Source organism: Pseudarthrobacter niigatensis (assembly GCF_030812615.1).
GTDB lineage: Bacteria > Actinomycetota > Actinomycetes > Actinomycetales > Micrococcaceae > Arthrobacter > Arthrobacter niigatensis.
Genome location: NZ_JAUSTB010000001.1, coordinates 390,461 through 409,466 on the forward strand (window position 1 = coordinate 390,461; position 19,006 = coordinate 409,466).

Genomic DNA, 19,006 nt, shown 5'->3' on the forward strand with positions numbered 1-19,006 from the left:
AACCCTAGCCCAGCTTGGCTGCCACAAGCTCCGTGAGGTCGACGAGGCGGTTGGAGTAGCCCCATTCGTTGTCATACCAGGAAACAACCTTGACCTGGTTGCCAATAACCTTGGTGAGGCCGGCATCGAAGATCGAGGAAGCAGGGTCACCAACGATGTCGGAGGACACGATGGGCTCCTCCGTGTAGGTCAGGAAACCCTGCAGCGCGTCGGACTCGGAGGCACGCTTGAGCGCTGCGTTGACTTCCTCCACGGTGGTTTCGCGGGAGACGGTAACGGTGAGGTCGGTGGCAGAGCCCGTGGGGACGGGGACGCGGATGGCGTAGCCGTCCAGCTTGCCCTTCAGTTCGGGGAGCACCAGGCCAATGGCCTTGGCGGCACCCGTGGAGGTGGGAACCATGTTGATGGCGGCGGCACGGGCACGGCGCAGGTCCTTGTGGGGGCCGTCCTGGAGGTTCTGGTCCGCAGTGTAGGCGTGCACGGTGGTCATGAGGCCACGCTCGATGCCGAACTCGTCGTTGACCACCTTGGCCAGCGGGCCGAGGCAGTTGGTGGTGCAGGACGCGTTGGAAATGATGTTGTGCTTGGCGTTGTCGTAGAGGTCGTGGTTGACGCCCATCACGATGGTGATGTCCTCGTCCGAGGCGGGGGCGGAGATCAGGACCTTCTTGGCGCCGGCATCGATGTGCTTCCTGGCGTCGGCTGCCTTGGTGAAGAAACCGGTGGATTCGATGACGATGTCAACGCCCAGTTCACCCCAGGGGAGGTTGGCCGGATCGCGTTCCGCCAGGACCTTGACCACATTGCCGTTGACGACGATGTTGCCGTCCTTGACCTCGATGGTTTCCTTCAGCCGGCCGCCGACGGAGTCGTACTTGAAAAGGTGGGCCAGCGCTTCGGGGCTGGTGAGGTCGTTGACGGCAACGATCTCCAGGTCCGCACCCTGGGCCAGTGCTGCGCGGAAGTAGTTGCGGCCAATGCGGCCGAAGCCGTTGATACCAATACGGGTCGTCACTTTTACAGTCTCCTTGGTGCTCTGAAAAGCACTACTAGTTGAGCGGGCGTTCAAGCCAACTAACAGATCCCGCACGCCATTGGGCAGAGATGATTTACACGGAGGGCGACCAGCCTCATTGCTGAAGGCTAACCGCCTTCCGTGACCTATCTTACGTTTAACTGGGTCCGCCCCCGCAAGTGCGGGGGCGGACGGTCCACATCCCGGCTGGTTTAAGTCAGAATGTGAAGTTTGTTACAGCTGTGTATAACGCCGGTCACTACGGGAGGGTGATCAGGCCCGTGGCGTTGGCGCGTGCTGCCTCGAAGCGCTGGGCGACGTCTGCCCAGTTGACGATGTTCCAGAACGCCTTGACGTAGTCAGCCTTGACGTTGACGTAGTCCAGGTAGAAAGCGTGCTCCCACATGTCGAGCATCAGCAGCGGGGTGGTGCCGAGCGCCACGTTGCCCTGCTGGTCGTAGAGCTGCTCGATGACCAGGTTCCCGCCGATGGGTTCGTAGGCCAGGAAGCCCCAGCCCGAGCCCTGCAGGCCGAGGGCGGCCGCGGAGAACTGCGCGCGGAAGGCATCGAAGGAGCCGAAGGCGTCGTCGATTGCGGCGGCCAGTTCGCCCTCGGGCTTGTCGCCGCCGTCCGGGGAGAGGTTCTTCCAGAACACCGAGTGGTTGATGTGGCCGCCGGTGTGGAACGCGAGGTCCTTGGAGAGCCGGTTGATGTTGGCGAAGTCGCCCTTTTCACGTGCCTCGGCCAGCTGGGCCAGTGCGTTGTTGGCGCCTGCCACGTAGGTGGCGTGGTGCTTGCTGTGGTGCAGCTCCATGATCCGCGCAGAGATGTGCGGTTCGAGGGCGGCGTAATCGTAGCTGAGTTCCGGCAATACGTACTCGGTCACAAAATCCTCCAATATCGTGGACCAGGAAGGCCCGGTTGGTAACTCTCGGATTGTGCATCCGGGCAGCTGGTGCCCGGAATTATTTCTGATTCTATGGGGCGCCTACTCGTCCAGCATTTCAGGCGTCACATTGGCGTCCGTTCCGGGAATGCCCAGGTCAAGTGCACGCTTGTCCGCCATGGCCAGCAGGCGGCGGATCCGGCCAGCGATCGCATCCTTGGTCATCACGGGGTCGGCCAGCCGGCCCAGCTCGTCAAGGCTTGCCTGCTTGTGCGCCACCCGCAGCTCACCGGCGTACTTGAGGTGGTCGGGGACGTCGTCGCCGAGGATTTCCAGGGCGCGTTCGACCCTTGCGCCGGCGGCGACTGCTGCCTGCGCGGAGCGGCGGAGGTTGGCGTCGTCAAAGTTGGCGAGCCGGTTGGCGGTGGCCCGGACCTCCTTGCGCATGCGGCGCTCCTCCCACACCATCAGGGCGTCATGGGCGCCCATCCGGGTCAGGAGGGCGGCGATGGTGTCGCCGTCGCGGATCACAACGCGGTCCACTCCCCTGACTTCACGGGCCTTGGCCTGGATATCGAGCCGGCGGGCGGCCCCCACCAGGGCCAGTGCCGATTCCGGTCCCGGGCAGGTGACCTCCAGCGACGACGACCGGCCCGGTTCGGTAAGTGACCCATGCGCCAGGAACGCCCCGCGCCACACGGCCTCGGCGTCCGCGGCGGAACCGTTGACGACGGCGGATGGCAGCCCGCGCACGGGGCGGCCCCGTCCGTCCAAAAGGCCGGTCTGCCGGGCCAGCGCTTCGCCGTCGCGGACCACGCGGACTACGTAGCGGCTGGCGCGCCGGAGTCCGCCGGCGGACACTACGATGATCTCGCTCTGGTGTCCGTAGACTTCCGCGATGGCGGCGCGGAGCCGGCGTGCGGTGGACGCCAGGTCCACTTCCGCCTCGATCACGATCCTGCCGGAGATGATGTGCAGCCCGCCGGCGAACCGGAGCATTGCGGAGACCTCAGCCTTGCGCACTGATGACTTCTTGATGTCCAAACGGGACAGTTCTTCTTTGACCGATGCTGTCAGTGCCATGGCACCTTCCTAACTGTTCCCAAAAATGTCCTGGTACGCCGTGGCCAGCCTGAGCGGCTCGTGGACGGGGCGGCGTCCCGACGCCCCTACTTTACCCAAGACAACCTCCGCGCCGATCATGCCGGCGGCCTTCTCGAACTCCTGCCGGTCGGGCACGGACGCCGGATCGGCCAGGACCACGTCCACGCTGAACTCAGGGGCGTAGCGCCGGAGGACGTGGAGGTGGTCGGCCGCGGTCATGCCGGTGGTTTCCTTGGTGTCCGTGGCGAGGTTCATGGTGAGGCAGCGTTTGGCAGGGGTGCTGCACAGTGCCTGCCGCATCTCCGGCAGGAGCAGGTGCGGCAGGACGGAGGTGTACCAGGAACCCGGGCCCAGGACCACCCAGTCCGCCAGTTCGATTGCCGTCAAGGCTTCAGGGCAGGCCGGCGCGGCGGGGGGCAGAAGCCGGACCTCCTCCAGCGATCCGGCCACTGCGCAGCGGGCCTGGCCGCGGAGGGTCTGCAGGGCTGTCCCGCCGTCCGGGGCGGTAACCCTGACGTCGCCTTCGATGGTCAGCGGGACGGTGGACATGGGCAGGACCTGGCCACGGGCGCCCAGCAGCGCACCGGCCCATTTGAGCCCAGCGACGGCGTCACCGAGCAGCTCCCACAGCGTAACGATCAGCAGGTTGCCCATGGCGTGCTCATCCAGGGAGCCGCCGGGGCCCTTCCCGGCGCGGAACCGGTGCTGCATGACGTCGCGCCAGGTGCGTCCCCAGTCGGTGTCGTCGCAGAGCGCGGACAAAGCCATGCGCAGGTCTCCCGGCGGGAGGACGCCGTACTCTTCGCGCAGGCGCCCGGACGAGCCGCCGTCGTCCGCTACCGTGACGATAGCCGTGAGCTCGGAGGTGAGCAGGCGCAGTGCCGACAGTGAGGCCGCCAGGCCGTGCCCGCCACCCAGGGCCACGACGTTGGGACCCTTGTCCTGCTGGCCCGAGCCCTTACCAGCGGCCGGCGGCACCAGGGGCAGGGCTCCGGTGAACAGTGCCATTACTCTCGGCCCAGATCCCGGTGCGCGGTAGTCACCGTGACCCGCGGGTACTGTGCGAGCTTCTTTGAAAGTTCCACTGCGACAGCAACGGAGCGGTGCTTGCCGCCGGTGCAGCCGACGGCGATGGTGGCGTAGTGCTTGTTCTCCCGGCGGTACCCCTCCAGGACGGGTTCCAGGGCGAGGACGTAGCGGTCCACGAAGTTCTTGACTCCCTCGGCCTCCAGGACGTAGTCGCTGACATCCTTGTCCAGGCCCGTCTGCGGACGGAGCTGCGGCACCCAGTGCGGGTTGGGGATGAACCTGACGTCGGCAACATAGTTCGCATCCACCGGGAGCCCGTACTTGAAGCCAAAGCTCATGACGTTGAGCCGCAGCGCCACCGGGCCGGTTTCACTGAACAGTTCCGTGATGGCGGTGGCCAGCCCGTGGACGTTGTAGTTGGAGGTATCGAGGACGACGTCGGAGCTGTCGCGCAGTTCCTGCAGCAGCTCGCGTTCGGCTGCGATGCCGTCCAGGATCCGGCCGCCGCCCTGGAGGGGGTGCGGCCGGCGGCCCTGTTCGAACCGCCGGACCAGGACGTTGTCGCTGGCGTCGAGGAACAGGACGCGGAAAGTGACGCCGCTGGCTGCGAGGGCGCCCAGCGCCGCCCGGATGTCCGCAAACAGGCCTTTGCTGCGGACATCGATGACCACTGCCAGCCGGGGAATCGACTGCGGGGCGTGGGAGACGAGCTCGGCGAGCGTGCCAAGCATCTGCGGGGGCAGGTTCTCCACGACGTACCAGCCGTGGTCCTCCAGCGCGTCCGCGGCGGTGCTTCGTCCGGCGCCGGACATCCCGGTGACCACCAGCAGTTCCGCTTCGAGCGGCTTGACGGGCTCCAGCCCGTCGTGGCCTCCGGATTCCGCCGTCGTGTCTGCCATGAAGCCTGCCCCGTTTCCTCGTTGTCCTGCCGGTCCCCGCGATGGCAGGGCCCGCCCTTTACCCTAGCTAAGTTTCCATGATTTCGCCGGTCGCCATGTTGATCGCGGGCACCGTCACGGCCTCGGGACCCTCTGCGGCAAAATGGCTGACGATGGCCCCGGCCAAGGCAGGGCCAATGCCCTTCGCCTCGGCGAGCTCCTCCGCAGTGGCTGCCTTCACGCCCTTGACCGATCCGAAGTGTGCCAGCAGGGCCTTGCGCTTGGAGGCGCCAAGGCCTGGGACGGCGTCCAGCGCGGACACCGTCATGGCCTTGCCGCGCTTCTGCCGGTGGAACGTGATGGCGAAGCGGTGTGCCTCGTCTCGGATCCGCTGGAGCAGGTACAGGCCTTGGGATGTACGGGGCAGGATCACCGGGAAGTCGCTGTCCGGAAGCCACACTTCCTCGAGCCGCTTGGCCAGGCCCACCACGTACACATCATCGATGCCCAGGTCCTTCAGGGCGCGGGCCGCTGCGTTAACCTGCGGCTGGCCGCCATCCACCACCACCAGGTTGGGCGGGTAGGCGAACTTGGCCTTGGGCGCCGGAGTGGTGGTGTCCAGGGCAGCAGTGCCCGGTGCCGGGTCCTGGCCGTCAGCTTCCAGTACCGCTTCGTCCACCTGCGCCGACTTGTCCTGGAGGTAGTGGCGGAACCTGCGGGTCAGGACGTCATGCATGGCGGCAGTGTCGTCGGCGGCCGCGGCGCCGGTGATGGAGAACTTGCGGTAGTCGGACTTCTTCGGCAGTCCGTCCTCGACCACCACCATGGAGGCCACCACATTGGTGCCCTGGACGTGGGAGACGTCGAAACATTCGATCCGGAGCAGGGGGACGGGGAGGTCCAGGGCTTCCTGCAGCTCCTGCAGGGCCTGCGACCTGACGGTGATGTCCCCGGCGCGGCGTGTCTTGTGGAGCTTGAGTGCATGTTCGGCGTTTTCGCGGACCGTGGACATCAGCGCCGCCTTGTCCCCGCGCTGGGGCACCCGGATGTCCACTTTCGCCCCGCGGATCCCGGCCAGCCAGGTGGCCAGGTCTTCCAGGTTGCTCGGCGCTACCGGAACCAGGACCTCGCGGGGCAGCCGGCCGTGCGTGTCGCCGTCCTCCCCGTAGACCTGCTGCATCAGGTGCTCCACCAGGTCCGGAGTGGTGAAGTCTTCCACCTTTTCCACCACCCAGCCCCGCTGGCCGCGGATCCTGCCGCCGCGGACGTGGAACACCTGGACCGCAGCCTCCAGCTCATCCTCGTGCAGGGCGAAGACGTCGGCGTCGGTGTCCTCGGACAGCACCACGGCATTGCGTTCGAATACCTTCCGCAGCGCGGTGATGTCGTCGCGCAGCCGGGCGGCGTGCTCGTAGTCGAGCTTCGCCACGGCGTCGGACATCTGCTTTTCCAGCTTGTTGATGAATCTCTTGGCCTCGCCGCCCATGAAGGCACAGAAATCATCGGCCAGGGCCCGGTGGTCCTCTGGCGAAATCCGTCCAACGCAGGGCGCGGAACACTTGTCGATGTAGCCCAGCAGGCATGGCCGCCCGCTGGCCTGGGCGCGTTTGAAGACGCCGGCGCTGCAGCTCCTGACGGGGAAGACCCGGAGCAGGGTGTCCATGGTTTCCCGGATGGCGCCGGCGGTGTAGGGGCCGAAGTAGCGGGTTCCCTTCCGTTTGTCCCCCCGCATGACCTGCACCCGGGGGTACTTCTCACTCATGGTCACGGCAAGGTAGGGATAGGTCTTGTCGTCCCGGAACACCACGTTGAAGCGCGGCTTGAATTCCTTGATCCAGGTGTATTCGAGCTGCAGCGACTCAAGCTCGCTGCCCACCACGGTCCACTCCACGCTGCTGGCCGCATGGACCATCGCATAGGTTTTCGGCAGCAGCCCGGCCGGATTGGCGAAGTAGGAGTTCAGGCGGGACCGGAGGCTCTTGGCCTTGCCCACGTAGATAACCCGGCCGTGCGGATCACGGAACCGGTACACGCCCGGGTTGGTGGGGATTTCACCAGTCTTGGGCCGGTAACTTGCTGGATTTGCCACCTATCAAGTCTACTGAGTCCAACCGGGTGTCCTTGTCGGCCGGCGCATCCGCACCGGCCGGGCAGCCCGGAGCGCCGGACTACTCTGCTGACTTGCTCTGGTTGTAGCTGGCGGACCGCTCCTGTCCGCTGAGGGCGGCGATCGCGTCCATGATCCGGTCCGTGACCTCACGGCGGGCCGGCAGCGAGTGGTCCGGCCCCGTCTTGTCGAAGTACAGCGGCTCCCCCACCTTCATGGTGAAGTGCTGGGGCCGGACGCCCTTTTCCCCGGCGCGCTGGAGCTTCTCGGTCCCAATCAGGCCAACGGGAATTACGGGGGCCCCGGTGGTGAGCGCGAGCCAGCCGACGCCGGTGCGGCCACGGTACAGGATGCCGTCCCGGGAGCGGGTCCCTTCGGGGTAGATGCCGATTCCGCGTCCGGCCTCGAGGATGTCGAGCAGGGTCTTCAGCGCCTGGACGCTGGCGGCTTGTTCGCCGCGCTCGACGGGAATGGAGCCCACGGACTCGAAGAAGGCTTTCATGACTTTGCCCTTGACACCGCCCGTGGTGAAGTACTCGGCCTTGGCGAAGAAAGCCACCGGACGGGGCATCAGCGCCTGGACGATCACGCTGTCAAAAAAGGAGAGGTGGTTGGGCGCCACGATAAAGGGGCCGTCGGACGGAACGTTTTCAAGTCCGACGACGGTGGGCCGGCAAGTGCCGCCGATCAGGTTGCGCGTGGTCCAGCGGACGGCATCAAACATTTCCATCGTTGCTCACCCCGCTCATGGCCGATGCGTGGACAGCCTGCAGCCTCTCAATGACCGCCACCAGCTCATCACCCGTGCTGACAACGGCCACGGATCCGGCTTCCTCCAATTCGCCGTCCGGGGCGAATCCCCAGACAACGCCGATGCAGTCAAGCCCGTTGGCGATGGCTCCGGACACGTCCTGGGCGCGGTCGCCCACCATAATGGCGTGCTGGGTATCGAGGTTTCGCAGGGCAGCGGCGATGATCTGAGTCTTTCCCAGCGGAACGCCTTCCACGGCTGTCTCGTCATCAGCCGAGCCATGGATGCCGTGGAAAAAGCCGTCGATGCCGTGGTGCGCCAGCACTTTGCGTGCCAGCCGCTGGGGCTTCTGGGTTGCCACCGCGACGGGCCGGCCTGCCTCAGCAAAGGACTCGAGGATACCGCGGATGCCCGGGTACAGCCGGCTCTGGGCAATACCTTTGGCGACGTAGTACTCGCGGTAGAGCCGGACCACCTCGTCAAGGTGTTCCGCCGGGACGTTGGCCACGTTAAGCAGGGAGTCGCTCAACTTGGGGCCGATCATCGCATCGAGCAGGTCCTGGCCGGGAACCGGGAGCCCCAGCCCGCGGAGGGCTGAGGCAATCCCCTCGGTTATTCCACCGGCGGGATCGACAAGAGTGCCGTCCAGGTCAAAGATCACGGGCACTGTTGTTGAAGTCACCGGGTTAGTTTCTCATGACAGCAGGAGTGCCTGAAACTCGCATTCCCGTTGCGGAATACTTCGCTGTGGTTTCGTCCGGTCAGCCGAGTATTTCTGCCAGGAATTTGCCGGTGTGGCTGGTGGTGGACTTGGCCACCTGCTCCGGCGTTCCTGCCGCAACGATCTGGCCGCCGCCGGAACCGCCATCCGGTCCGAGGTCAACCAGCCAGTCGGCGCTCTTGATGACATCGAGGTTGTGTTCGATGGTAATCACCGTGTTGCCCTTGTCGACCAGTCCCTGCAGAACCATGAGCAGCTTCCGGATGTCCTCGAAGTGCAGGCCCGTGGTGGGCTCGTCCAGGACATAGATGCTGCGGCCGTTGGACCGCTTCTGAAGTTCTGCTGCGAGCTTGACGCGCTGCGCCTCACCGCCGGAGAGGGTGGTGGCCGGCTGGCCCAGCCGCACGTAGCCCAGTCCCACATCCACCAGGGTGTTCAGGTGGCGTGCGATGGGTGAGAAGGCGGCGAAGAATTCGGCACCTTCCTCGATGGGCATGTTGAGGACATCGGCGATGGTCTTGCCCTTGTAGTGAACTTCCAGGGTTTCCCGGTTGTAGCGGGCTCCGTGGCACACTTCGCACGGGACATACACGTCCGGCAGGAAGTTCATCTCGATCTTCAGGGTGCCGTCACCCGAGCATGCCTCGCAGCGGCCGCCCTTGACGTTGAAAGAGAACCGGCCAGGAAGGTAGCCGCGTACCTTTGCCTCGGTGGTCTCGGCGAAAAGCTTGCGGATGTTGTCAAAAACGCCCGTGTACGTGGCCGGGTTGGAGCGCGGGGTGCGGCCGATGGGGCTCTGGTCCACGTGGACCACCTTGTCCAGGTGCTCCAGGCCATGGATTGTCTTGTGCCGCCCGGCCACCTGCTTGGCACCGTTCAGCTTGTTAGCCAGCACCTTGTAGAGGATCTCGTTGACCAGGGTTGACTTGCCCGAACCGCTGACGCCGGTCACCGCAGTGAACAGTCCCAGCGGGAAGGCGGCGTCAACGTTGACAAGGTTGTTCTCCCGCGCGCCTACCACCTTGATCTCGCGCTTCTTGTCGTACTTCCGGCGTTTCTTCGGTACCTCGATGGCCTTGCGGCCGGAAAGGTAGTCGCCAGTCAGCGAGTCCCGGTTGTCCAGCAGTTCCTTGTAGGTGCCGGAATGGACTACCTGGCCGCCGTGTTCCCCGGCGCCGGGCCCAATGTCCACGATCCAGTCGGCCACGTGGATGGTGTCTTCGTCGTGCTCGACGACGATGAGGGTGTTTCCCATGTCGCGGAGCCGTGTCAGGGTTTCGATGAGGCGGCGGTTGTCCCGCTGGTGCAGGCCGATGGAGGGCTCATCGAGAACGTAGAGGACGCCCACCAGTCCCGAGCCGATCTGGGTGGCGAGCCGGATGCGCTGTGCCTCGCCGCCGGAGAGGGTCGCGGACGGACGCTCGAGGTTGAGGTACTCCAGGCCGACGTCCAGGAGGAAAGTCAGGCGGGCCTGGATCTCCTTGAGGACCTGGTGGGCGATCTGGGCTTCGCGTCCGGTCAGCACCAGGTTGTTCAGGAACTCCGCACAGTCCCGCATGGGAAGGGCGGCGACCTCGGCGATGGACTTGCCGTTGATCAATACCGACAGGGATGCCGGGTTGAGGCGTGCGCCGTTGCAGGCAGGGCAGGGAACCTGCCGCATGTATTCCTCGTACCGGTCGCGGGCCCAGTCGGAATCAGTCTCGCCGTGCTTGCGGTGGACGTATTGGATGGCACCTTCGAAGCCGGTGCTGTACTTGCGTTCGCGGCCAAAGCGGTTGCGGTACTGCACAACCACCTTGTGGTCCTTGCCGTGCAGGACGGTCTGCCGCACGTCCTTGCCCAGCTTCTCCCACGGCGTGGTCATGGAGAAGCCGACTTCCTTGGCCAGGCCTTCCAGGAGCCGGTTCCAGTATTCGGTGGTGGCAGTGCCCAGCGACCACGGGGCGATGGCACCCTCCGAGAGGGACAGTTCAGGGTTGGGAACGATGAGTTCCTCATCCACTTCCAGCCGGGTGCCGATTCCGCTGCAGGCAGCACAGGCGCCAAAGGGGTTGTTGAACGAGAAGGAGCGGGGCTCGATCTCGTCGATGGCGAGGGGGTGCTCATTGGGGCAGGCAAGATTTTCCGAGAATGCCCGGATGCGTTCCGGCGCGTCTGCTTCAACGTCCACGAATTCGGCGAGGACGCGGCCTTCGGCCAGGCCCAGGGCGGTCTCGATGGAATCGGTGAGCCGCTGGCTGATCCCGTCCTTGACCACGAGTCGGTCCACCACCACCTCAATGGTGTGCTTGAACTGCTTGCCCAGCTTGGGCGGATCGCTCAACTGGACGAGGTTGCCGTCGACGCGCGCCCGGGAGTAGCCCTTGGCGCTGAGTTCCTTGAAGAGGTCCACGAACTCGCCCTTGCGTCCGCGGACCACCGGCGCCAGGACCTGGAAACGGGTGCCCTGGTCGAGTTCCAGGAGCTGGTCCACGATCTGCTGCGGGGTCTGCTTGGAGACCGGCTCACCGCAAACGGGGCAATGCGGCCTGCCGACGCGGGCCCACAGCAGGCGCATGTAGTCGTAGATCTCGGTGATGGTGCCCACCGTGGACCGCGGGTTCTTGCTGGTGGATTTCTGGTCGATCGAAACCGCCGGGGACAGGCCCTCGATGAAATCGACGTCGGGCTTGTCCACCTGGCCAAGGAACTGGCGCGCGTAGGCGGACAACGATTCGACGTAGCGCCGCTGGCCCTCCGCGAAGATGGTGTCGAACGCCAGCGAGGACTTGCCGGAACCGGAGAGGCCGGTGAAGACGATCATGGCGTCGCGCGGCAGGTCGAGGTCCACGTTGCGCAGGTTGTGCTCCCGCGCGCCCTTCACCACGAGGCGGGAGAGGTCCGGCCGCTGCGGGGCAGCAGAAGGGACGGCAAGGGAAGTGGAGGGGGCAGGGGTTTCTTCAGCTAAGGCTTTAGGCACCCCATAATGCTAATCGAAAACTTTTTCGAACACTGACGGTTCCGCCCTCAGGGAACATCGTAAGCGGCGGCCAGCAGCTTCACGGCTTCGGCGAAGCTGGCACCCCGGGATTTGGCGACGGCGGCGTACGCGGCGGCCGCTTGCGAGAGGTCCCCGAGCCGCTCGTCCCGGGCCGAAACCACTGTCCCGTGCCGGCCCCGGGTGGCCACGACGCCGGCAGCCTCCAGTTCCTTGTATGCCCTGGCGACGGTGTGCGGGGCGACGTCGAGTTTCTCTGCGAGGGCGCGGACGGCGGGGAGCCTGGTGCCGGGCGCCAGCGCACCGTTGTCCGCCAGGTGGATCACCTGGAGACGTAGTTGTTCGAACAGCGCCACGCTGCTGGCAGGGTTGGGACGCCAGGATCCTGGAAACCCGTCCGGGGTCACAGGCCGCCCTCCAGGACCTCGTTGCGGCCGTCCCGTTCGGCGAACTGGGCGTCGTAAAGCTTCGCGTAGTAACTGTCGGCGCCGAGCAGGCTTTCGTGCGTGCCCTGTTCGACGATGCGTCCGTGGTCCATGACGAGAATTAGATCAGCGTTCCGGATGGTGGACAAACGGTGGGCGATCATGAAGCTGGTCCGTCCGTCGCGCAGACGCTGCATCGCCTGGCGGATGAGCAGTTCCGTCCTGGAGTCAACGGAACTGGTTGCCTCGTCCAGCACCAGGACGGCGCGCCCGGCCAGCTGTGCCCTGGCGATGGTAAGGAGTTGCCGCTGGCCCTGGCTGAGTGGCTCCCCTCCGTTTTCCAGCACCGTGGCATAGCCGTGCGGCAGGGACCTGATGAAGCGGTCGGCGTGGGTGGCTTCCGCGGCTGCGACAATGGCCGCGTCCGGCGCGCCGGGCAGTCCGTAGGCGATGTTTTCCCGGATACTGCCGTCGAAGAGCCAGGAATCCTGGAGGACCACACCGAAGTGGGCCCGCAGCTGGTCGCGCGGTATTGCCGCGATGTCCCGGCCCCCCATGGTGATGGTGCCGGACGCGGGTTCCAGGAAGCGCATCAGGAGGTTCACCACGGTGCTCTTGCCTGCACCGGTGTGTCCCACGATCGCCACCGCCTGGCCGGGCTCCACGGCGAAGGTGAGGTTGCGCACGGCGGGCACAGCCCCTGGGTAGCCGAACGTGACGTCGTCGAAGACTATGCGGCCGCCGGCCGGGGCGCGGGTGCCCTGGCCGGCGTGCTCCGGAGCGTCCTCGCCCGCGTCCAGGAGCACGAAAACCCTTGCCGCCGATGCAGCGCAGGACTGCATCACGTTCAGCAGGCCGCCGATCTGTCCGACGGGCTGGCTGAACAACCGGCTGAACTGGATGAACGCCTGGACTCCGCCGATGGTCATGGCTCCAGCGATGATCTGCAGGGCCCCCACCACCGCGACCAGGATGTAGTTGAGGTTGGACATGAGCACCATCAGCGGCTGGACCACCCCGGCCGCATACTGCGCCTTGGTGGCCGCCAGCGCCAGGCGTCGGCTGCTGCGGCTGAAGACGTCCGCCGCGTGTTCCTGGCGGCCGAAGGCTTTGATGACTTCATGGCCGCTGATGAATTCCTCGACGTGGCTGTTCAGTTCGCCGGTCTCTGTCCACTGCCGGGCGAAGTGCTCCTGGGACCGCCGGGCCACCAGGACGGTGATCAGCGTGGAGACGGGGACAGTGGCAATGGCGATGGCCGCGAGCAGCGGCGAGATCCACAGCATCATGGCCAGCGAGCCGCACAGCATCAGGACGGACACGATGAGCTGTGTCAGGACCTGGTTCAGTGCTTGGGCGATGTTGTCGATGTCGTTGGTGGCACGGCTCAGCACGTCGCCGCGGGACCTTCCCCGGAAGTAAGTGGACGGGAGTCGGTGCAGTTTTTCCTCCACAGACGCGCGCAGCCCGTACATGAGCCCCTGCACGGCCCGCGCGGTCAACGCCCCCTGCATCCAGTTGAACATGGATGCGAACACGTACATCAGGGCCACCGCTGCCAGCAGGACTCCGAGCCGCTGGTCGAGGCTGCCCTGCAGGACGCCGGCCACCACTTCGTCGGTGGCGTCACCCAGGTACTTTGGGGCTGCCACGTTGAGGACAGCGAAGGCGCAAGTGGCTCCAACGGCCCCGAGCATCTGCAGCCGGAAGGGCACCAGGAGGCCAAGGAGCCTGCGCGCAGTCGGCCAGAACCTGTACTCCTTTTCCTTGGCTTCCGGCTCCCCTGCCGTCACAGGGTGCCGTCCAGCGCGAGCTGTGATTCGGCAATTTCCCGGTAGGTGGCCGACGTTTCCAGCAGCTCGCGGTGGGTGCCCTGGGCAACGAGGCGGCCGTCGTCCAGCACCAGGATGAGGTCTGCGCCTGCCACGGCCGAGATGCGTTCGGACACGATGATGACGGTTGCATCGGCAAGCGCCCCATCCAGGGCGCGCCGCAACCTGGTATCCGTGTCGTAGTCCAGGGCCGAGAAGCTGTCGTCGAAAAGGTAGACGGGCGCCTTCCGCACCAAGGCGCGGGCGATGCACAGCCGTTGCCGCTGGCCGCCGGAAAGGCTGGCCCCACCCTGTCCGACAGGGGTGGCAAGCCCCAGTGGAAGGTCTCCCATGAACCGCATGGCCTGCGCCGACTCCAGTGCCGCCCAGAGCTCGTGGTCGGGGGCTGCGGGTGCTGCCATCCTCAGGTTGTCGGCGATCGTCCCGGTAAACAGGTGGGAATGCTGGGGCACCATGGCCATGGCTGCGCGGAGCTGGTCCAGGGACAGGTTCCGGACGTCGTGGCCGGCCAGGGTGACGCTGCCCTCGGTGGGGTCGAGGAAACGGGGGATCAGGTTCAGCAGCGTTGTCTTGCCACTTCCGGTGGAGCCGACAATTGCGGTGGTGGTGCCGGCAGCGGCGGTAAAACTGATCTCCGCAAGCACGGGGGCCTCAGCTCCCGGATAGGCGAAGCCGACGCCCTGGAAAGACACATCAGCCGGCTGAATTGTGTCCACCCGGGGCTGCGCGCCGGCCGCGGCCGAGCTGCTGACGGACGGCTCCGTATCCAGCACTGCCTGGATGCGTTCGGCGCAAGCGGAGGCCCGCGGCGCCGTCATCAGCACATACATTGACATCATGATGGCCAGCAGGATCTGCATGATGTAGGCGATGAAAGCCGTGAGGGCGCCGAGGTTCATCAACCCCGCCTGGATGCGGTGGCCGCCGAACCACACCACGGCCACCGAGCTGATGTTGACCACCAGCATGATCATGGGCAGCATTCCGGCTACCAGAAGCGCCGACCGCAGATTGTTGGCGGTCAGCCGGGCGTTGGTGTCCGCAAACCGCCGCATTTCATGGCCCTGGCGGACAAAGGACCGGATCACATCCGTCCCGATGATCTGTTCGCGCAGGATGCCGCCTGACCGGTCCAGCAGGTCCTGCCCCTCCCGGTAGAGCGGGATGAGGCGCCGGACGATCGAGTACATGATCAGCAGGAGGAGCGGAACAATGACGATTACCACCGCGGACAGGGCCACATCCTGCTGGACGGCCAGGACGATCCCGCCGATGCCCATGGCCGGCCCGGCGAAGAGCATGGTGAAGACCAGCAGGGCGAACGCCTGGATCTGTTGGACGTCGTTCGTGGCGCGGGTGGTCAGGCTGTGGGTTCCGAACAGGGCCACATCCTGCGAGGAGAAGGACTGGATCCGGTTGAAGATGTCCGCCCGCAATCGGTGCCCGATCTTCATCGCAACAAGCGCGCCGACATAGCAGGCAGCAACGGCGGCTGCCGCCTGCACCACCGCGATCGCAGCCATGAGCGCACCCAGCCGGGAGATCACCTGGGGTTGGCCGGCCACGATCCCGTCATCGATGATGGCCGCGTTCACGGTGGGCAGCAGCAGGTTGGCCGCTGCCTGGACCAGTTGGAGGACGATGATCGCCCATACGTGCCCGCGTTGGCCGGCAAGCTGCCGCCTCATGAGTCCGACCAGCAAAATACCCCCTGTACATGCCTACGGCCGACCAGGGGCCAGCGGCTTGACCCCTAAACTACAGTCGCCATTGTAAGCCAGATCACTTTCAGCTGCAGTCACACGCTGTGACTGGTCCGAAAACATGTTGGGAGGGCCGGTGCTAACCCCTCTTCCGGCCCACGGCGAAGATCCGCCTGAAGGGGAAGACCGTGCCGTGGGGGCCGCTCGGATAAGCTTCCCGCAGGGCCGCCGCGTACTCGGATTCAAAGCGCCCGGCATCCTCGCTTCCGAGGACGCCCATGACCGGGCGCAGTGCGGTGCCGCGGACCCACTCGAGTACGGGGTCGGGCCCCTGCAGGACCTGCTGGTAACTGGTTTCCCAGGCATCCGCGGCGTAGCCGGCGTCGAGCAGGATGTTCAGGTAGTCCCCCGGCTCCCCCACGGTTTCCCCGCCCCGCAGCACGCCGCCCAGCTTGCCTGACCAGCGGTCAGACGCTGCGAGCTCCCGCATCAGGGAATGTGACGGGGCGTTGAAGTTTCCGGGCACCTGCAGGGCAAACCAGGCTCCCGGCCGGAGGGCGTCCAGCCACCGGCGCATCAGATCCCGGTGGCCGGGCACCCACTGCAGGGCTGCGTTGCTGACCACGACGTCCGTCTCCCCGGTGGGCATCCAGGTTGCGATGTCCGCCTGTTCAAAGGACAGGCCCGGAACGACCTCTGCCAGCCTGGCCGCGCGTGCCAGCATCTCGGCAGACGAGTCCAGTCCAACCACCTGGGCTTCGGACCACCGTTCAGCCAGGGACGCGGTCAGGTTCCCCGGACCGCAGCCGAGGTCAACGACCCGTGCGGGACGGTCGGCATGGATCCGGCCGGTGAGGTCGAAGAACGGCCTGTTCCGGTGGTCATCGAACTGGACGTACTTTGCGGGGTCCCATTTCATGAATTCTCCAGGTTCTAGCATGCACACGGGCAAGGCGAAGCCTAACCCTCCCGGAGCGCCCGATGCGGCCGCAACGTGGCACTAAGGTTGAAGTCAATGAAACTCGTTGACCAGCTGAGCGATCTGTCCGTCCCCAACGCCGCCGTCGACCCCGACGCCCTGTACAGCCGCTTTGTGGACTGGACCGAGTCCCGGGGGCTGTCCCTGTACCCGGCACAGGACGAGGCGATCATGGAGCTGGCAACCGGGGCCAACGTCATCCTGGCCACTCCGACCGGATCCGGTAAGTCGCTGGTGGCTATCGCCGCGCACTTCCAGGCCATGGCCCAGGGCCGGCGAAGCTACTACACCGCGCCCATCAAGGCGTTGGTGTCCGAAAAGTTCTTTGCGCTGTGCGACATCTTCGGCGCGGAGAACGTCGGCATGATCACCGGTGATTCGGGGGTCAACCAGGATGCGCCCATCATCTGCTGCACCGCCGAGATCCTGGCCAACATCGCGCTGCGGGAGGGCTCCGCGGCGGAGCTGGGCGCGGTGGTCATGGATGAGTTCCATTTCTACTCCGACCCGCAGCGCGGCTGGGCCTGGCAGGTCCCGCTCCTGGAGCTTCCGCAGGCACAGTTCCTCCTGATGTCCGCAACCCTGGGTGACGTCAGCCGGTTCGAGGAGGGGCTCACGGCGCTCACGGGCCGCGCCACCACCACGGTGAGTTCTGCGGAGCGGCCCATTCCGCTGCACTACTACTACCACCAGACACCGGTCCACGAGACGCTGGAGGAACTGCTGTCCACCAGGCAGGTGCCGGTCTATGTGGTGCACTTCAGCCAGCTTGAGGCGATCGACCGCGCCCAGAACCTGATGAGCATCAACGTTTGCACCCGGGAGGAAAAGGACAAGATCGCGGACCTCATTGCCAATTTCCGGTTCGCCGCCGGATTTGGCAAGACGCTGAACCGGCTGGTGCGGCACGGAATCGGTGTACACCACGCCGGCATGCTGCCCAAGTACCGCCGGCTGGTGGAACAGCTGGCCCAGGCGGGACTCCTGAAGGTTATTTGCGGGACGGACACGCTGGGCGTGGGCATCAACGTCCCCATCCGCACCGTGCTGCTCACCGCCCTGAGCAAGTACGACGGCGTCCGCACCCGGCTGCTCAACTCACGCGAGTTCCACCAGATTGCGGGCCGGGCCGGCAGGGCGGGTTACGACACCGCGGGGACGGTGGTGGTCCAGGCGCCCGAGCACGTGATTGAAAACGTCAAGGCCATGGCGAAGGCCACGGCAAAGTTCGGTGACGACCAGAAAAAGCTCCGCCAGGTGGTCAGGAAAAAGCCGCCCGAAGGTTTTGTCTCCTGGGGCGAGCCGACATTCAAACGGCTGGTGGAATCCGTCCCCGACCCACTGACCTCCAGCTTCACGGTGACGCACGCCATGCTGATGAACCTGATGGAACGGCCCGGCGACCCCTTCGCCGCCGCCAGGCGGCTGCTGACCGAAAACCATGAGCCGCGCTCCTCCCAGCTGCGGCTCATGAAAAAGGCGCTGGGAATCTACCGCGAACTCCTCGCCGCCGAAGTCATCGAGCGGATCCCGCCGGAGGAACAGGGCCCGGATGGCCGCACAGTCCGCCTGACGGTACACCTGCAGCCCAACTTCGCCCTGAACCAGCCGCTCTCCCCCTTCGCCCTTGCCGCACTGGACCTCCTTGACCCGGAGTCGCCGTCGTACGCCCTGGACGTGGTGTCCGTCATCGAGGCGACCCTGGAGAAACCCCGGCAGATCCTCTCGGCGCAGCAGAAGAAGGCCCGCGGCGAAGCTGTGGCGGCCATGAAGGCCGACGGCATCGACTATGACCAGCGGATGGCCATGCTGGACGAGGTCACCTACCCCCAGCCGCTCGCGGAAATCCTTGGCGAGGCGTTCGAGGTATACCGGAAGGCCGCGCCATGGGTGGGCGACTTCGAGCTCGCCCCCAAGTCCGTGGTCCGGGATATGTACGAGCGGGCGATGAACTTCGGCGAATTCGTCCAGTTCTACGGACTGGCCAGGTCGGAGGGCATCGTGCTGCGGTACCTCGCGGACGCCTTCAAGGCACTCCGGCAGACGGTGCCGCAGGACATGCTTCGTGAGGACCTGACGGACCTGACCGCCTGGCTCGGGGAATTGGTCCGGCAGGTGGACTCCAGCCTCCTCGACGAGTGGGAAGAGCTGGCGTCCGGTGTGATGCCCACGCCGCACGACGCTCCACCACCCCCGCCGCCGTCGCTGACCTCCAACATCCGCGCCTTCCGGGTCATGGTGCGGAACGAGATGTTCCGCCGCGTGGAGCTGTTCGCCGATGAGGACGCCACTGCGTTGGGAGAGCTCGACGGCGCCTCGGGCTGGGGTGCCGAGCGCTGGGAGGATGCGCTGGATGACTACTTCGACGAACACGACGACATCGGGACGGGGCCGGACGCGCGTGGCCCAGGTCTGCTGATCATCACCGAAGAACGCGGGACCTGGAAGGTGCGCCAGATCTTCGACGACCCTGCCGGCAACCACGACTGGGGCATCTCGGCAGAGGTGGACCTGGCGGACTCCGACGCGACCGGAACGGCCGTGGTGAGGGTGACGGACGTGAACCGGCTCTAGCCCCCGGACTGGGCCGGTGCAT

The 19,006-nt window shown here is 65.8% G+C and carries 14 protein-coding genes; 1 reads left to right on the forward strand and 13 read right to left on the reverse strand.

Annotation, left to right across the window (positions count from 1 at the left end):
- Positions 1–4 precede the first annotated feature (4 nt).
- From gap to J2T23_RS01945, 13 genes are all read right to left on the reverse strand, one after another.
- A complete protein-coding gene (gene gap, locus J2T23_RS01885; protein WP_141160507.1) occupies positions 5–1,015 on the reverse strand; it encodes a type I glyceraldehyde-3-phosphate dehydrogenase in 1,011 nt (336 codons plus the stop codon).
- Positions 1,016–1,274: 259 nt separating this feature from the next.
- On the reverse strand, positions 1,275–1,901 hold the full coding sequence (locus J2T23_RS01890) for a superoxide dismutase (RefSeq protein WP_141181542.1): 627 nt from the start codon (positions 1,899–1,901) through the stop codon (positions 1,275–1,277).
- 102 nt (positions 1,902–2,003) lie between these two features.
- Positions 2,004–2,984, reverse strand: coding sequence for a DNA-binding protein WhiA (whiA, locus tag J2T23_RS01895; protein ID WP_043454785.1), 981 nt, complete (start codon positions 2,982–2,984; stop codon positions 2,004–2,006).
- Positions 2,985–2,993: 9 nt separating this feature from the next.
- Positions 2,994–4,013, reverse strand: coding sequence for a gluconeogenesis factor YvcK family protein (locus J2T23_RS01900; RefSeq protein ID WP_141160509.1), 1,020 nt, complete (start codon positions 4,011–4,013; stop codon positions 2,994–2,996).
- The gene (gene rapZ, locus J2T23_RS01905) at positions 4,013–4,933 is read right to left on the reverse strand and encodes an RNase adapter RapZ (protein ID WP_141160510.1); all 921 of its coding nucleotides are present in this window, start codon (positions 4,931–4,933) and stop codon (positions 4,013–4,015) included. Before rapZ ends, J2T23_RS01900 begins: the two co-directional genes overlap by 1 nt.
- 67 nt (positions 4,934–5,000) lie before the next feature.
- On the reverse strand, positions 5,001–7,001 hold the full coding sequence (gene uvrC / locus J2T23_RS01910; RefSeq protein ID WP_307356641.1) for an excinuclease ABC subunit UvrC: 2,001 nt from the start codon (positions 6,999–7,001) through the stop codon (positions 5,001–5,003).
- Between the two features lie 79 nt (positions 7,002–7,080).
- Positions 7,081–7,749 (reverse strand): lysophospholipid acyltransferase family protein, encoded by a 669-nt coding sequence (locus J2T23_RS01915; RefSeq protein WP_307356644.1) that lies wholly within the window; start codon positions 7,747–7,749, stop codon positions 7,081–7,083.
- Entirely contained in the window at positions 7,736–8,452 is a 717-nt protein-coding gene (locus J2T23_RS01920) for an HAD hydrolase-like protein (RefSeq protein ID WP_307356646.1), read from the reverse strand. The genes J2T23_RS01915 and J2T23_RS01920 overlap by 14 nt, the downstream gene beginning before the upstream one ends.
- Before the next feature lie 79 nt (positions 8,453–8,531).
- On the reverse strand, positions 8,532–11,453 hold the full coding sequence (gene uvrA, locus J2T23_RS01925; protein WP_141160514.1) for an excinuclease ABC subunit UvrA: 2,922 nt from the start codon (positions 11,451–11,453) through the stop codon (positions 8,532–8,534).
- Positions 11,454–11,500: 47 nt separating this feature from the next.
- On the reverse strand, positions 11,501–11,878 hold the full coding sequence (locus J2T23_RS01930) for a GntR family transcriptional regulator (protein WP_141160515.1): 378 nt from the start codon (positions 11,876–11,878) through the stop codon (positions 11,501–11,503).
- Entirely contained in the window at positions 11,875–13,689 is a 1,815-nt protein-coding gene (locus tag J2T23_RS01935; RefSeq protein WP_307356649.1) for an ABC transporter ATP-binding protein, read from the reverse strand. The genes J2T23_RS01930 and J2T23_RS01935 overlap by 4 nt, the downstream gene beginning before the upstream one ends.
- Positions 13,686–15,416: an ABC transporter ATP-binding protein gene (locus J2T23_RS01940; RefSeq protein ID WP_307356651.1), complete on the reverse strand. Its 1,731-nt coding sequence runs from the start codon at positions 15,414–15,416 to the stop codon at positions 13,686–13,688. The genes J2T23_RS01935 and J2T23_RS01940 overlap by 4 nt, the downstream gene beginning before the upstream one ends.
- A gap of 154 nt (positions 15,417–15,570) precedes the next feature.
- Positions 15,571–16,350: a trans-aconitate 2-methyltransferase gene (locus J2T23_RS01945; RefSeq protein ID WP_307356653.1), complete on the reverse strand. Its 780-nt coding sequence runs from the start codon at positions 16,348–16,350 to the stop codon at positions 15,571–15,573.
- Positions 16,351–16,446: 96 nt separating this feature from the next.
- Between J2T23_RS01945 and J2T23_RS01950 the strand changes: the two genes are divergently transcribed.
- A complete protein-coding gene (locus tag J2T23_RS01950; RefSeq protein ID WP_307356655.1) occupies positions 16,447–18,984 on the forward strand; it encodes a DEAD/DEAH box helicase in 2,538 nt (845 codons plus the stop codon).
- The last annotated feature ends 22 nt before the right edge of the window (positions 18,985–19,006 follow it).

Excerpts from the sequence above, each read along its gene's own strand:
- whiA (WP_043454785.1), bottom strand. The coding sequence starts at position 2,984 with ATGGCACTGACAGCATCGGTCAAAGAAGAACTGTCCCGTTTGGACATC.
- J2T23_RS01900 (WP_141160509.1), bottom strand. The coding sequence starts at position 4,013 with ATGGCACTGTTCACCGGAGCCCTGCCCCTGGTGCCGCCGGCCGCTGGT.
- rapZ (WP_141160510.1), bottom strand. The coding sequence starts at position 4,933 with ATGGCAGACACGACGGCGGAATCCGGAGGCCACGACGGGCTGGAGCCC.
- J2T23_RS01915 (WP_307356644.1), bottom strand. The coding sequence starts at position 7,749 with ATGGAAATGTTTGATGCCGTCCGCTGGACCACGCGCAACCTGATCGGC.
- J2T23_RS01940 (WP_307356651.1), bottom strand. The coding sequence starts at position 15,416 with ATGAGGCGGCAGCTTGCCGGCCAACGCGGGCACGTATGGGCGATCATC.
- J2T23_RS01945 (WP_307356653.1), bottom strand. The coding sequence starts at position 16,350 with ATGAAATGGGACCCCGCAAAGTACGTCCAGTTCGATGACCACCGGAAC.
- J2T23_RS01950 (WP_307356655.1), top strand. The coding sequence starts at position 16,447 with ATGAAACTCGTTGACCAGCTGAGCGATCTGTCCGTCCCCAACGCCGCC.